The sequence below is a fragment of the Paenibacillus sp. Lou8.1 genome (assembly GCF_024213565.1).
In the GTDB taxonomy this organism is placed as follows: Bacteria; Bacillota; Bacilli; order Paenibacillales; family Paenibacillaceae; genus Paenibacillus; species Paenibacillus polymyxa_B.
In genome coordinates, this window is record NZ_JANAVN010000019.1 from 45756 (window position 1) to 59584 (window position 13829).

Annotated in this window: 15 protein-coding genes; 7 read left to right on the forward strand and 8 right to left on the reverse strand. The window is 43.8% G+C overall.

Going from position 1 to position 13829, the window contains the following annotated elements:
• Window positions 1-6 precede the first annotated feature (6 nt).
• Window positions 7-1101, forward strand: a complete 1095-nt coding sequence (locus tag NLX78_RS23325; RefSeq protein WP_254351661.1) for a GerAB/ArcD/ProY family transporter — start codon at window positions 7-9, stop codon at window positions 1099-1101.
• Between the two features lie 54 nt (window positions 1102-1155).
• Here the strand turns inward: NLX78_RS23325 and NLX78_RS23330 are convergent, their stop codons facing one another.
• Window positions 1156-1848 carry a pseudouridine synthase gene (locus tag NLX78_RS23330; protein WP_254351662.1) on the reverse strand — a complete coding sequence of 231 codons (693 nt, stop codon included), beginning with the start codon at window positions 1846-1848 and terminating at the stop codon, window positions 1156-1158.
• A 114-nt stretch (window positions 1849-1962) separates the two neighbouring features.
• Window positions 1963-2160, reverse strand: a complete 198-nt coding sequence (locus tag NLX78_RS23335; protein ID WP_013310240.1) for a DUF3934 family protein — start codon at window positions 2158-2160, stop codon at window positions 1963-1965.
• Window positions 2161-2377: 217 nt separating this feature from the next.
• On the opposite strand from NLX78_RS23335, the gene NLX78_RS23340 reads away from it, so the two are divergent.
• The 3 genes from NLX78_RS23340 to NLX78_RS23350 all read left to right on the forward strand — a co-directional run bounded on the left by NLX78_RS23340 (window position 2378) and on the right by NLX78_RS23350 (window position 4987).
• Window positions 2378-2878 (forward strand): histidine phosphatase family protein, encoded by a 501-nt coding sequence (locus tag NLX78_RS23340; RefSeq protein WP_254351663.1) that lies wholly within the window; start codon window positions 2378-2380, stop codon window positions 2876-2878.
• 43 nt (window positions 2879-2921) lie between these two features.
• Window positions 2922-4334: a hypothetical protein gene (locus tag NLX78_RS23345; RefSeq protein WP_254351664.1), complete on the forward strand. Its 1413-nt coding sequence runs from the start codon at window positions 2922-2924 to the stop codon at window positions 4332-4334.
• A 218-nt stretch (window positions 4335-4552) separates the two neighbouring features.
• The gene (locus NLX78_RS23350) at window positions 4553-4987 is read left to right on the forward strand and encodes a VOC family protein (RefSeq protein ID WP_250261433.1); all 435 of its coding nucleotides are present in this window, start codon (window positions 4553-4555) and stop codon (window positions 4985-4987) included.
• Window positions 4988-5050: 63 nt separating this feature from the next.
• Here the strand turns inward: NLX78_RS23350 and NLX78_RS23355 are convergent, their stop codons facing one another.
• The 4 genes from NLX78_RS23355 to NLX78_RS23370 all read right to left on the reverse strand — a co-directional run bounded on the left by NLX78_RS23355 (window position 5051) and on the right by NLX78_RS23370 (window position 8680).
• Complete coding sequence (locus tag NLX78_RS23355; RefSeq protein WP_061830170.1) at window positions 5051-6058, reverse strand: FecCD family ABC transporter permease; 1008 nt, start codon at window positions 6056-6058, stop codon at window positions 5051-5053.
• The gene (locus NLX78_RS23360) at window positions 6055-7080 is read right to left on the reverse strand and encodes a FecCD family ABC transporter permease (protein WP_235306290.1); all 1026 of its coding nucleotides are present in this window, start codon (window positions 7078-7080) and stop codon (window positions 6055-6057) included. The genes NLX78_RS23355 and NLX78_RS23360 overlap by 4 nt, the downstream gene beginning before the upstream one ends.
• A gap of 33 nt (window positions 7081-7113) precedes the next feature.
• Window positions 7114-8097 (reverse strand): ABC transporter substrate-binding protein, encoded by a 984-nt coding sequence (locus NLX78_RS23365; protein WP_254351665.1) that lies wholly within the window; start codon window positions 8095-8097, stop codon window positions 7114-7116.
• A 133-nt stretch (window positions 8098-8230) separates the two neighbouring features.
• On the reverse strand, window positions 8231-8680 hold the full coding sequence (locus tag NLX78_RS23370; RefSeq protein WP_061830167.1) for an Imm63 family immunity protein: 450 nt from the start codon (window positions 8678-8680) through the stop codon (window positions 8231-8233).
• Window positions 8681-8859: 179 nt separating this feature from the next.
• Here NLX78_RS23370 and NLX78_RS23375 point away from each other — a divergent pair, with 179 nt between their 5' ends.
• The 3 genes from NLX78_RS23375 to NLX78_RS23385 all read left to right on the forward strand — a co-directional run bounded on the left by NLX78_RS23375 (window position 8860) and on the right by NLX78_RS23385 (window position 10547).
• The gene (locus NLX78_RS23375) at window positions 8860-9291 is read left to right on the forward strand and encodes a hypothetical protein (protein WP_254351666.1); all 432 of its coding nucleotides are present in this window, start codon (window positions 8860-8862) and stop codon (window positions 9289-9291) included.
• Window positions 9292-9393: 102 nt separating this feature from the next.
• Window positions 9394-9708: a helix-turn-helix domain-containing protein gene (locus NLX78_RS23380; protein ID WP_238807613.1), complete on the forward strand. Its 315-nt coding sequence runs from the start codon at window positions 9394-9396 to the stop codon at window positions 9706-9708.
• Window positions 9663-10547, forward strand: coding sequence for an IS3 family transposase (locus tag NLX78_RS23385; protein ID WP_254351667.1), 885 nt, complete (start codon window positions 9663-9665; stop codon window positions 10545-10547). The genes NLX78_RS23380 and NLX78_RS23385 overlap by 46 nt, the downstream gene beginning before the upstream one ends.
• A 59-nt stretch (window positions 10548-10606) precedes the next feature.
• On the opposite strand, the gene NLX78_RS23390 is transcribed toward NLX78_RS23385, so the two are convergent.
• Both NLX78_RS23390 and NLX78_RS23395 read right to left on the reverse strand, forming a co-directional pair.
• On the reverse strand, window positions 10607-11527 hold the full coding sequence (locus NLX78_RS23390; protein ID WP_254351668.1) for an aminoglycoside phosphotransferase family protein: 921 nt from the start codon (window positions 11525-11527) through the stop codon (window positions 10607-10609).
• A 191-nt stretch (window positions 11528-11718) separates the two neighbouring features.
• Window positions 11719-13740, reverse strand: a complete 2022-nt coding sequence (locus tag NLX78_RS23395; RefSeq protein WP_254351669.1) for an NAD(P)/FAD-dependent oxidoreductase — start codon at window positions 13738-13740, stop codon at window positions 11719-11721.
• Window positions 13741-13829 lie beyond the last annotated feature (89 nt).

Genomic DNA, 13829 nt, shown 5'->3' on the forward strand with positions numbered 1-13829 from the left:
ATTGGAATGAATTCCAATTTGACGGTTCGACAAGCTATTTTGTGGTTTGCATTGTATCAAATAGGAAGCGCATATCTGGTGCTCCCAGCGGTAATTACCGCTGTCGCTAAACAAGATGCCTGGCTCTCCATCCCAGTCTCCTTAGGTTTCCATCTGTTATTGATACCTTTATATGCCTCCATCGCTAGGCAAATGCAGGGGAAATCTTTCGTAGAGCATCTCCGTTGCCTCTTCGGTCCCTTGGGCGGGACGATCAGCATCGTTTTCATTTTTTTCTTTCCCTTTCTTGTGTTCATTATGACACTTCGAAATCTGGGCGACTTTATCACGATAGCTATTATGCCGGAAACTCCCTCCGACGCGATATATTTCATCATGCTTATAGTCATTTATTTTGCCGTTCGATCAGGCCCTGCTGTAATTGGCCGTTGTGCGGAAATCCTATTTTTTTTCCTTCTGGTTCTGTATCTTTTGGTCAGGTTTACCCTTCTTTCTGATACCACCATAGATAATGTGCTCCCTATTTTTGAGTATGGTTTGAACCCTATCGTTCTCGCTTCGTTCAATTTGTTTGCCTTTCCCTACCTTGAGGCAATTCTGTATCTTTTTTTTGCACAGTACATCCCCGATCCAAAAAAGTGGAGAAAGACAGTGATAACTTGTGCTTTGATTAGCGGCGGCATGTATTTTTTCATGGTTCTACAAATAATCGCCGTGATGAGTGAAGGTGTTGTATCTAATTTGACATTTCCTACTTTTTTTATTAACCGAACAATCAGTAACGGAGAGTTTCTTCAACGGTTTGAAATTTTCGTTGCAGTGTTCTGGTTTGTCACCATTTTTTTCCGACTCGCACTGCTTTTATATGTTTCAGCGCAAGGGCTTGCAGATGCTTTTCGTCTTCGAAGCGCTAACTCTCTCATAGTTCCTCTGATCCTAATCGCATTGGCAATGGTTCATTCTATTTGGCCAAATATGCAATTTTTAATCAAGTTTTTTTCAGTATGGCCTTTTTACGCCATGATTTTCGGTATCGTGTTTCCTATTGTGCTATGGCTGGTGGGTAAGGTATCGTTGAATTTACGTAAAAAGTATCACTAAAGTTGCGTTGGCTATATGAACATACTGTTCTCAAATAAACTTTTGTTGTACTCATTATTGCAATTTAGCAAGAAGCAACTCCAATTCCTCCCTTTCAAGATGTCTCCATTGCCCACGTTCCAGATGATCCAAGGTAATATTCATAATTCGAACACGTTCCAGCTTTAGCACCCTGTACCCCAAGGCCTTGCACATTCTGCGAATTTGCAAGTTCAGACCCTGCGTCAAAATAATGCGGAACTCGTATTCGCTCGTACGATCAACCTTGCACGGTTTGGTAATGACGTTCAATATTTCAACGCCACAAGACATGGCATGCGTAAACTCGTTTGTAACAGGTTGGTCTACAGTCACTACATACTCCTTCTCATGACCATGTTCGGAACGCATCATTTGATTGACAATGCTTCCATCGTTGGTTAATAGAATGAGTCCCTCTGACGCTTTATCCAGCCTGCCGATGGCAAAAATCCGCGAAGGATAATTGACATAACTAATAATATTGCCAGCCACTTGCTCCGCTGCGGTACAAACAATGCCTATAGGCTTATTCAGAGCCAAATATACAGGTTCACTGGAATTAAGCGGAATAGCTTCTCCATCAATCAGCACGATATCCTGTGGCTCTACTTCCGCGCTCGCTTCACAAACATTCCCATTAATTGTAATTCGTCCTGCTGCAATCAGCCTGTTGGTTTCCCGACGTGAGCAAAATCCTGTCTCACTGATGTACTTGTTAATTCTCACAATTCACCTGCTTCTGATTATAATATGCGAGTTTAAGTAAAATAATTAAAAAAACACCTGATTGTTCTTGCTTAATCAGATGTTCGACGTTTACGACAACTTATACTTTCCCGCTTATTTGCTACTGTTGCCGCCGCTTTTATTCCTTGTTGGTTTGGCTGTGCCGCCTTTTGTGCCACCTGCCGCTTTGCTTCCCGGTGCGCTTGTAGAAGCGCTTTTTGTCCTTACTGGCTTCGCAGTTTTGTTCCAGCGTGTCCAGCCCTTACTACCTGTACCTCTGCCGGTTCCGCCGCCCTTGCTTTTTCCACCCATATGATCACTCCATTACTAGTCGTTCAGATTTAACTAAGCTATCATACCATTACTTTGATCATCATGCCCATTTCTTTTAAAAATTGAAGTATAAACTGTGCCAAATAAAGGAGCACATAATCATGTGAGAGCTCACACATGTTATTGTAGGCCGCGAAAAAAGCTTTCATTCTCCCCACTTAAACGGCTAATTTCCTCTAGAAAAGAAGGATACAGGATGAATAATGAAGTAAGGCTGTTTGTGGTTCGTCACGGTATTGGGACTGGTAATGAGCCGGATGCTACGCTCAAAGTTCCAGAGGGCTTCGAGCAAGCCAAGCAGGTGGCCGATTTTCTACTGCATATGGATGGCTTGCATGTAGACCGTTTGATTTCCAGTCCGTATAAACGAGCTTGGCAGACAGCGGAAATCATTGAAGAACGATTAAACATCAGACTTGATCCACCTGAAGATCGTCTTAGAGAACGAGGGGTGCCCGAAGTTACGGATGAAGAGTCTGAAGAAATGGTTAACACCCGGGTCACTGCCTTAACGGAAGAATTGCTGCAGAGCGGTCGACACACCTTTCTGTTAGTCACCCATCGCTTGATCATAACACTCATGCTGCATCATTATGCTCCAGATTTTATTCTGGAGGAAATCACGAATCCGGATCTTTATCTTTTAACGTTTAGTGATGGAAAATGTCAGGCAAAGCATTTGTGGAGTACAGAGTAGACTGTTGTAATTTAATTCAAAAAAACTGGGAGGTCATCTAATTATGCAAGGAATGCTGGAAAGAAATCGCATCACCGCTATTACCAAACCGGATGTATCCAACATGTCTGCTTGTATCGAAAATGTGAAAAAGGCTGTGCTCTCCAATCTTCAGGGGCCGCCAGCGCCTACGGATTATCACCAATTGATGGGAAGACTCCATGCGGCAAAAGCCAAACTGCCGAAAATATATCAGGAAACGGTCGCGATTCCGTTTATTAAGGAATTGGACAATTTTGGGCAACAGGGCTTTACTGAAATTTTGATTCAGGACCCAAGTAGAACTAGAGCTGCCGGACTCATGCTGGATATCGCTCAGAGCATTTTGCAAAACGGAGAAGGCTACATTGCACTTGCGACCGATGCTTTTCAGGAGATTGTGAGTGACCTGTATGACGGTTTCCTTAGCGCAGAAGATCGTGAAGGAATAAAAGAACCGGATCTCAGTATTATTCCAGCACTTGTTAAATGGGGAGAGCCGGAAAATGGCCCGTACACATGGCCCGCTGATGCCACAGCAGTATTTAAAGTGCAAGCAGCGATTGTCAGTCTTCCTCCTGCGCATGCGACAAATGGACTACTGGCTTGGTCCAGCATCCCGCATGAAGTATGTGGTCATGACATTTTGCATGCTGATCTGGGTCTACTTCAAGAGTTGGCCAATGTCGTTAGAAACAGATTAAACAGCGAAAACATCGGACAAGGACTACCGGACTACTGGGCTTCCCGCATCGATGAAACCGCGTCGGATGTATTGGGTGTCCTTAATCTGGGACCAGCAGCTGCCATTGGCTTAATCGGTTATTTCCGGGGTATGAATGCCGCCTTTTCGGGAAGAACTCAACTTCGAAATGAAGGACCTACCCGTGATCCACATGCCGCAGATATTTTACGGGGATATTTGGGTGCCTACGCCACTGCCCTTTTGGAATTCGACCAAGCTGGAGCATGGGCAGAAGTCATTGAATCGGAAACCGACAAGGATCTGACAAATATTAAGCTTAACGGCAGAGCCATCGACGCTAATACAGCAAAACGTTCTGCACGAATTGTAGCTGAAGCCATTATGAAGACTAAACTTGCAAGCCTTGAAAATCACAGTCTGGATGAAATCCAAAACTGGAGAAACGAGGATGAGAGCGTCGCCGCACTTTTACGTACCTTGCTGCAAACCACCGGTTCCCTTACCGACGAGCACCGCTCTGGCTTCTACGCCGCGCATGTGGTAGCTGCTGCTGTTACTGAGGGACTTTCCCGGGAAGCGGATCTGCAGGTTATATTTAATCGGATGCTGTCGCTGTTAAAGCTGATGCACGATACCAATCCTGCTTGGGGACCACTTTTCGTACAGCATCCCGGCGATATTTCACGTCATCTGCTCTATCACCCTGCCACTTCAAACCTGATTTCCCTCTAAGCAAGCCATAATCAGAACCCGCAAAATAGTTTGCTTAAGGACAAGCAGCCTTTTTGCGGGTTAGTTTAATTCTAATCCCTTAAAAAGACGCTAACATCCCCCTCAACGGCTACACGTTAGAAAGTCCATGAACACTTGGTATTTTTGCTTCTGCACAGGCTAATAATGATAGGTGAGAATTTGCAAGTAAAAAAATCAGCCATAAGGGAGTGAAACACATGTCTGTTGATGTTTATCTCAACTTTAATGGAAATTGTCGTGAAGCAGCGGAGTTTTACGCAGAGACATTTGGGACTGAGAAACCACAAATCATGACGTTCGGTGAAGCACCACCCAATCCCGATTATCCTCTCCCTGAAGAAGCCAAAAATTTGGTCATGCATACGCGGCTTCAAATTGATGGTAGTAATGTCATGTTCTCAGACGTTTTTCCTGGTATGCCTTTCGTAGCCGGAAACAACATCAGCCTCGCCATCGTCAATAAGGACGAAGAGAAAATTCGATCGTACTTTCATAAGTTAAAAGAAGGAGGAACCGTAAGCATGGAACTTCAAGAAACATTCTGGAGCAAATGTTACGGTAGCCTTAAAGATAAGTTTGGAATTGAATGGCAATTAAGCTATGACAATGAAGAATCGCTCAAAGAAAAATAAAAAAGCGTTAACCCAGCCATATTTTGCATGGACATGGGTTAGCGTCTTTTCATTTATCTGCATTTAACTGGCTTTCGACAGTAAGTAAAGGAAATAAGGGGTGACCAGTATGGTGATAATAATTCCGGTTGGAATATCTGCCCCAAAACTAATCGTCCGAGTAAGTGTGTCAGCAATCAAAATGACGAGTGCACCAACGAATGCCGTCGTAGGTAGCAATAGCTTATGATTGGGCCCTACTAGCTTGCGCGCTAGATGGGGGCTGACCATGCCTACAAAAAAGAAATTTCCGCCAAGTGCCACGCTACCAGAAGCAAGCGCAACGGCAGCAATCGTCAAGCCGATAAACTCCCTTTTAATTGCTACGCCGAGGCCCGATGCTGTCTGATTCCCCAAATTCAACGTATTGAGTGTGTTAGACCTGTAAAAAACGTAAATACAGATGATAAGCACCCACGGGAGCAGCACCATAATATAGCTCCAGTCGTCCCCCCACAGGTCTCCAGCCTGCCATCTCAAAGCAAAGTCATACTGTTGCTTGTCTAGCCGGAGTGTCAACATCAGAGATAATGCGCTGTAGCCACTGCCCATAGCGACACCAGTTAAAATTAAGCCTGTAGGCGAGATGTCTCTTCCCCGCCTGAAAGCAAACATAAAAATCAAAAATGCTGCCGTAAGGCCGCCTGCAAAAGCCAGCCCAGGAAGAAGAATAGGCGATAGCAATCCTTCACTAGCGAACAACGTAATATACATAAGTACAAATAACCCTGAGCCTGAGCTGATGCCGAGTGTTCCCGGACTGGCCATGTCGTTTTTGAGCAAGCTTTGCATAATACAGCCTGATATCCCCATGCCAATACCTACCAATATAGAAAGCACAATACGTGGCAGTCGAAAGTCAAACACGATCAGGTTCTGTTTGCTCGTTCCTTCGCCAATGATGACCTTGAAAACTTCGAGTGGAGTTAGGTTCATTTTCCCAACATTCATACTAAGTACAGCCACTAGCAGCGTCAGCACTACTAACAGTAAAATAATGCTAATCCCCCTGGTATTACGGGACAGTTTCAACTAAACTCCCTCCTCTGCTTGCGCACAAGGTAGAGAAAATAGGGTACGCCCACCAAGGCAAAAATAATGCCAAGGGGTGTTTCGTGAGGACGATTGATCAGACGTCCGAGTAAATCCGCCGCCAACAGAAAGACTGCTCCATACAAAGCTGAGGCCGGGATAATATACCGATAATCCGTTCCGACCAGATGGCGCATAATGTGTGGCACGATCAAACCAACGAAGCCAACAGGGCCGACCACAATAACCGATAACCCCGTTAGAATTAATACAATTAAGGTTGAAAACAACTTAATCCTGTTTGCACGAATACCCAAGCCTGATGCCACATCCTCCCCGAAGCTCAAAATCGTAATCGAGGGAGAAAGCACGATGGCACAGATCAAACCCACTACAAACAGTGGCGCAATGAAAGCTAATTCACCCCACTTGGCACTGGCTGTACCACCAGCAGACCAGTAATCAAGGGCTTGGCCAATCTCATACTTAATAGCGATAAACGTACTAAACGCACCAAAAAGCATGGAGATGGACATTCCTGCCAGCACCAGTCGCTGAGGCGTCATTCCTCGCTTGCCTATAGATGCGATGTAATACGTAATGCCTGTAGTGATTGCTGCACCTAGACAAGAATACAGCATGGTTTCTCCGTAGGTGCGACCAGGCAAAAAGGCCATACATAACGCAATAGCAAATGTCGAGCCAGAACTTATGCCAATGAGTCCCGAATCCGCTAGTGGATTACGAGTGGTTCCCTGCATAATTGCCCCACACACAGCCAAGCTGCACCCTACAATGATATCTGCCACGGTTCGTGGAAAACGCAAGGTGTGAATAATCTGATGTTCTGTAATGTTGGGATCAAACTGAAATATAGCACCCCATGCCAGCTTCAGGCTCATTTCCGCAGCACCAAAGGTAATAGATGCTGCGGTAACCAGCAGGAGCAGGAACACGCCCACGATCATGTAGCTTACAAAATGAAATATTCCTTTTTTATTTGGTTCTTTGTGAGTAGACATCGATTACACCCTTAGTTGGTCAATTATGCATCGTTACTTAGTCTGTTCCAGCAATTTGCTAATAATATAATCTAGCTGTCCCGTCATACTAGCAACGTCCGAATAATAGAACAGTCCTGCATATTTCGCTGGAATTTCGATGATATGTCCGTTTTTAACGGCTGGAATACTGCTCCAGATTTTTGTCTTCGCATATTCAGATTCCTTGCCTTCCTGCTTAAACCAAAGGACATAATCTCCAAAGTATTCAGCAGCTACCTCGTAGGATAAAGAACCCCGACTCTCTCCGGAATTTTTAACCAATGTGTTGAGCTTTTCCGGTTTGTGAAGTCCCAGATAATTGTAAAGCAACGTTCCTCCACGTGAGCCTGTTTCATAATATATTCCGTAAGAGCCACTGCCCCAATCCTCGAAAATGCTAAACGTTTTGTCCTTGAATATGTCGGAATTTAGTTTTTCTTTGGCCTGACTCAGCTTGCTTTCAAACAGTGAAATCACTTTGTCTGCTTCTGCTTCATGTCCTGTGGCCTGACCAAGGAATTTCAAACGTTCTATAGAGGTCATTTTATCCTCAGGTATCACAAGAACAGGCGCAATTTTAGACAACTTATCATAATCCTTTGTATCATATGTAATGATGAGATCAGGATCATACTTCATAATTTCCTCAGTTTCCCACTTTTCAATATTGGGGATGTCGTTAAATTTATCGTAAAAAGGCATCGTTTCTTGTTTCCACCCCATGACTGCGGCCGGCTTAATCCCTAGTGTAAATACATCGCCAACATACCAGTTCACGACTACCCGTTGAGGATTAGCGGGCACCTTCACGTCTCCTTTTACCGTAGAGACTGTACGCGTATCAGAATCACTGCTTGCCTCTTCCTTCGCGGACGACGCGGGTTTAGCAGATGAATCAGAGGAACTGCCAGCATTCCCGCAACCTGAAATAACGAAAATCACTACGAATAGTGCACATAAAATCATGTGAAACTTCTTATTCATCATACGATGCATGTTGTAAATCTCCTTTGAAATATAGTAAGTGCAAAACATACTTAAAATTAGTGATATTGATAATCATTATCACTAATATCAAATTGTAAATTTTACCTCACTGATTGTCAACTGTTTCTTTAAGTTTTATGTTTTACTTTAATGGGTTCTCCAGCTCCCCTCTTCTATTTGCTTCATGCCATTCCTGATAGATTCCTCCAATTTCATAAAAGGCTTTGTTCATTACAGTTGTCAGCTCCTTCATGATCTCCTTGGTATATTTTAAATGAGTATTTATGTTATCCACTTTATATTTGCGAAGCAGATTTAGATGAGCAATGATGTGAATCGTATCTTCGATAATCCAATAAATCACATCCTCTACATCTTTCGTAAGCTTGTTTAGCATCTGTATGCCTCTTTCATACATCTGGAGCGTATAACCCCGCTTGCCTACTTGCACATACGGACTAAGATCATCATAAAAATCCGTACGGAAAGGTCGTCTTACATATTGCTCATACTGCTCTTCATATATTGAAGTTTGTTCAAGCAGCTTAATAGTCATATCTATGATTTCTTGTTCACTGTATATTTTTTTCATCAGATTTTCCCTTGCCTTTCTCTGCTAAATAAATTCAAGTCATAGTTAAATTAGATCACAAGTGATGCAATAAGAAGTCAAACTCTTTTTTTACCAACCATTAACAATTTTGTTTGATGCAAACGATAATTAGAATAGAGGGATTTCCCTCAATATATCCAACTGAAGGAGACAGGCGAATGAATAGAGTATGGACGAAAGCATCGGCTATTCTATTGGTAGTAATATCCCTGATGTTCAATGGAACGTACGCGCTCGCAGCTTCAGCAACATCAACGTATATCGTTACGTTTCAACAAGCAACCTTGGTATCCAACGATCACGTAGGCAACGAATGGGCCATTGCTGCCCAGGTGGCGGGCCAATCCATTAGTGAAGGCAACAGCGTAAAGGTAAAGGTCAAATCAGGGGGCAGCATTAAGCTGTATGCGTATGCCGAAGAACAAGACAAAATTCCTGATGATGGTGAAGCCACCAAGAATGTAAAGGTCTCCTCTGTTTCTGCCAAAGGTTCTACCGTTAAGCTAAGAGTGACGGTTACTGAAAACCGTGGACGTTACTCAGGTCATCAAGCCGTTTGGGAATTTACGTATAAGATTAAGAAACAATAATAGAAAAAATAGACCGTCACTCCCAGTGAAGTGCACCCCTTAGAATAGACATTGGAATAAACCCCTGGTTTATCCGATGAATTTCTAGGGGGTGCATTTTTTATGCCAGCGAAAAAAGGACAGAAGTTTAAAGAATATACGTTTGAAACCAAAGTAGAGGCCATACGGCTTCATATCGAAGAAGGTTGGACATATCGTAAACTCATGGAGAAGTTCGGGATTGCAGATCGACATCGGTTGAAAGAATGGATGCGGAAGTACAAGGAACTCGGTGAATTCGGACTTATGGACCAACGAGGACGACGGAAGGAATATATGGACCAGGACAGGTACGTCCAAAAGTTAAAACGGGAAAATGATATGCTAAAAAAGTGTTTGGAAATCTGGATGCAGGAGATGAGGAGCACAAGTATGTAACGATTGAGAAGGCCGCTAAAGAGTATCCAGTTAGCGAACTCTGTAAGCTGTTTAAGGTCTCTAGAAGTGGATATTACTCCTTCTTAAAACGGAGAGGAACTGATCGGGATCAGGACGCGAAAGCTCTTGTGAAGAAAGTGTATGAGCAGTATAACGGAGTCTACGGCTATCGCCAAATTCAACTATTTTTGCAGCACGATCATGGAGTCTGGATGAACCATAAAAAGGTACTCCGGCTCATGCAGGTCTTGGGGAGCCGCTCACAAATTCGCCGGAAGCATCGCTGTAACTATGCTTCTTCTACAGAAGGTCGTGTGGCGAAAAATCTGCTAAATCAGGATTTCAAGGCGGACAAACCTAACCAAAAATGGGTCACAGATATCACGCAATATCGTGTGGGGGATTGCTGGCTATATCTGTCTGCGATTAAAGACTTGTTCAATAACGAAATTATCGCGTACCAGATGAGCCATAGAAATGATAACGAACTGGTTTTACAGACGTTTCGACAAGCCTGGAAACAGCAAAAAGACGTGACTGGCCTCATCGTTCACAGCGACCAGGGATTCCAGTACACGTCCCATGCGTACCACGACATGCTGCCAAAGGTTGGCGCCCGAATCAGCATGTCTCGCCGAGGCAATTGTTATGATAATGCCTCGATGGAGAGCTTCTTCTCGCATCTCAAAACGGAAGGGCTCTACCCATATGATATCCGAAATATGGACGAGGCACAAAGGAGAATAAAAGAATATATCCAATTTTACAACCAGTGTCGACCACAACGAAAGTTAAATAAGCTGCCTCCGAAAGAGTATCGGAAGCAGCTTATAGCCTAGGGTCTTTTTTTAGTGTCTATAAAATGGGGTCTTGACCACAGGAGGGGCGGTCTTCGCTTTTACAAGTCGCGGTAACTGGGCACATACCATTTCGGTATATAGGTTTGAAAGTAATCATACGCTTCCAAAACCTCTTCAGCTCGTTGCACCATATCGTCCACCTCTTTTTTGCCAAATGGAATGGCCCAGTGAACCGATGAAAGCTGATTGCTTGCAATATACAGAGCCATTAATCTAAAAAATAAATCAGGTACATGGTTATTAAAATAACCGTGGATACGGCCCGAAGCGAATAAAGGACTTAACGCTGCACACCAGGTAATTCTATTGAATTCCTCCCAAGGATCACCATAATCCATTCTATTAAAATCGATGATACCCAGTTCACCGGATGGGGTAACCACCATATTGCCCACATGATAATCCCCATGCTGAAAAGTCTGTGGACGATTTTCTAATAGCTGACGATTTTGCTCAATAAAGCTTATGGCTTGATCTGCTCCCTTTAGGGGAATACCGCATGACTTATAGTTTGTAATATATCTGTTTATTTTGCCATTATAATGTTCACCCCATGGGACTCGATCTTGCTCCGCATGAATCTCATGCATTTTTTTCAATGCATCTCCTGCTTGAACCCCGAGTTGATACTGTTGTGCTGCGGTCAACGTAGGGATAATCTCTTCAGCATCTTTCCCTTCGATCCAGGTGAACAGGGAATATACAGATTGACCATCATGACAAATCCCAAATTCAAGCGGCCGGGACATGAACAGATTCTCCACGTGGTTCAGCTTTGTTACAGCTTCAAACTCGCGCTTCTTTTTATCATAATGAACCATATCCGCTATTCTTAGCAGCAAGTCCCTACCGTCAGTGGTTTGAATATAATATTTCTTGTCACTGGACCAGCCTCTATGAATTTCTTCCACGTGGCTCCACCTGCTGGCACCCGGTATTTCACTAAAGAGTTGATTCACGCTCATCCCCCCCACGTTAAGATAGCCTTACTTACTATATATGCTTTCCATAGTTTACCTTCGTAATGACAGAGGAATCAATCCTCTTCCTGGAAAAACTCAAATAAAAAAGGCTGAAAAGACAAGCCGTCTCTTCAACCTCAATATTCACTGAGTTGCCATCGTGAACACCCATCACTTGTATTTTCAAATCAGTAAGAATAAGAAAACTCATGTTTAAATTCGTCTACCCGTTGAATGGTTTTCAGAATATTTCGACCTTCACGTGTGCCATCAATAATACGACGAGCTTGTTTACTATCCCCGATATTAATAACTTCTAATTGATGTTCTTTACCATATTCGAGCAAGCTGTCCATCAGCGGACTGTGTGAACGCATACCCAAGCATACGAATCCAAGATCAAAAGGAATCTCAAACTCCTGTTCTCCATGCTTTACTTTGAAGCGGTCGCTACACACTTCTGTCAAAGCTGTTTCCGTATGGACGTTCACTTCCCGCTCCTCTACCATTTTCATCATGGAAATCCGAGTAATCATATCCAGGTCTTTACCCAGTAACGGCATCATCTCAATAATAGAAACCTCTTGTGCTCCACGCTCTGCATAATATTCGACGACATCCAGTCCCACGGCTCCGCCGCCAACTACAGCAATGCGTTTACCTTCAAATTCCTGGAATTTCTCCATGTTGTGCAAAAGATCAAAGATGGAGAACACTTTTGTACCTGGTTTACCGAGTTGCTCATGTAAACCTGCAATGGGCGGAAGAAGTGGTGTGGCCCCCGTCGCATTGACAATAATATCAGGATTCAGAGCACTAATCATCGCCAAATCGGCTCGGGTCCCTGTTACAATGTTCAGATTGGTTAACTGTTTGGTGCGCTGAATCAGATAATCAGGGAAATCATTGATGCGTGTTTTGTCTGGCAGGCGGGCAATATCACGAGCCAAGCCGCCCAACTCTGGTTTTTCCTCAAAGAGGGTTACTTTGCAGCCTACTTCGGCTGCCGTACATGCAGCTTCCATACCAGCGGTCCCACCACCGATCACAACAACCTGAACGTTATTTTTTACACGTTGTTTCCGGTATTCAGCTTCCTTGAACAGATCCGGATTTACCGTACAGCAAATTGGTTTACTTTTGGAGATACGATGATCTGCACAACCAATGTTGCAAGAGATACATTTTCTAAGCAAATGTTCGTAGCCGTTTTGCACTTTAAGCACCCAGTTCGGTTCTGCAATCAAGCCTCTACCCATAGCCAGAAGATCAGCGTCACCTCTCTCCAAAATATCCTGCGCAACCTGTGGGCTCCGAATATTACCTGAGGTCATCGTGACCTTCCCGAATTTTTCTTTGACCGCTTTGGCCATATATGAGCGCCAACCATCCGGCAGGTTCATCCCGTCAATCTGGAACTGGATGGAATCATTCAGAGCAGCAGAAACGTTCAGAATATCTACCTCATCATTAAGATACTCCAATAACTCGAGTGTATCTTCCAGTGTGTTCCCACCTTCTGTGAACTCTTCCGCGCTAAACCGTAAGCAAATAGGGAAAAATGGGCCCACCACTGAACGAATTTCATCAATGACTAATCTGGCAAAACGGGTACGGTTTTCTGCGCTGCCGCCAAATTCATCCGTGCGTTTATTATACATCGGCGAAAGAAACTGACTCAGCAAGTAGGAGTGTCCCGCATGAATTTCAACACAGTCAAATCCTGCTCGTTGTGCTCTTCCCGCTGCTTCTCCGTATTTGCGCACAATGGCGTAAATTTCTTCTTTTTGCAGAGGTCTTGGAATCACTCCGCCCTTTTTAGAAGGAATATTCGAAGAAGATACAGGCTGAACTCCGTTCAGTCGTCCCGCATAAGCCGAAGCACCCGCATGGTTAATTTGTACAGAAACACAAGCTCCATAAGAGTGCAGGGCTTCTGTTAATCTAAATAGTCCGGGAATAAACTGATCGTTATCCATACGCAGCTGGGTTGTTCCGTTCGTACCCATTGGGAAATCCAGACAAACATTTTCTACTGTTATCAAGCCGGTACCACCTTTGGCCCGTTGCACGTAATAGTCAATATGATCCTGAACAAAGCTTCCGTCCATGGCAGCAAAGTTAGTTCCCATCGGGGGCATAACAATCCGATTTTTCAAGGTCATGCGTCGTATGGTTAGAGGTTCAAAGATAGCAGGATAGTGGTTCATTGTTCTTCCTCCTTGCGAGTTTACAAATTTCATGTTAAAGCTTCCATTAAAGCATTCACATATGTGATTTTTTTCACTTTCGGGAATAT

Coding starts and splice junctions, on each gene's coding strand:
- NLX78_RS23325 (WP_254351661.1), top strand. CDS start 7: ATGAATTCCAATTTGACGGTTCGACAAGCTATTTTGTGGTTTGCATTG.
- NLX78_RS23335 (WP_013310240.1), bottom strand. CDS start 2,160: ATGGGTGGAAAAAGCAAGGGCGGCGGAACCGGCAGAGGTACAGGTAGT.
- NLX78_RS23340 (WP_254351663.1), top strand. CDS start 2,378: ATGAATAATGAAGTAAGGCTGTTTGTGGTTCGTCACGGTATTGGGACT.
- NLX78_RS23345 (WP_254351664.1), top strand. CDS start 2,922: ATGCAAGGAATGCTGGAAAGAAATCGCATCACCGCTATTACCAAACCG.
- NLX78_RS23350 (WP_250261433.1), top strand. CDS start 4,553: ATGTCTGTTGATGTTTATCTCAACTTTAATGGAAATTGTCGTGAAGCA.
- NLX78_RS23360 (WP_235306290.1), bottom strand. CDS start 7,080: ATGTCTACTCACAAAGAACCAAATAAAAAAGGAATATTTCATTTTGTA.
- NLX78_RS23365 (WP_254351665.1), bottom strand. CDS start 8,097: ATGCATCGTATGATGAATAAGAAGTTTCACATGATTTTATGTGCACTA.
- NLX78_RS23370 (WP_061830167.1), bottom strand. CDS start 8,680: ATGAAAAAAATATACAGTGAACAAGAAATCATAGATATGACTATTAAG.
- NLX78_RS23375 (WP_254351666.1), top strand. CDS start 8,860: ATGAATAGAGTATGGACGAAAGCATCGGCTATTCTATTGGTAGTAATA.
- NLX78_RS23380 (WP_238807613.1), top strand. CDS start 9,394: ATGCCAGCGAAAAAAGGACAGAAGTTTAAAGAATATACGTTTGAAACC.
- NLX78_RS23395 (WP_254351669.1), bottom strand. CDS start 13,740: ATGAACCACTATCCTGCTATCTTTGAACCTCTAACCATACGACGCATG.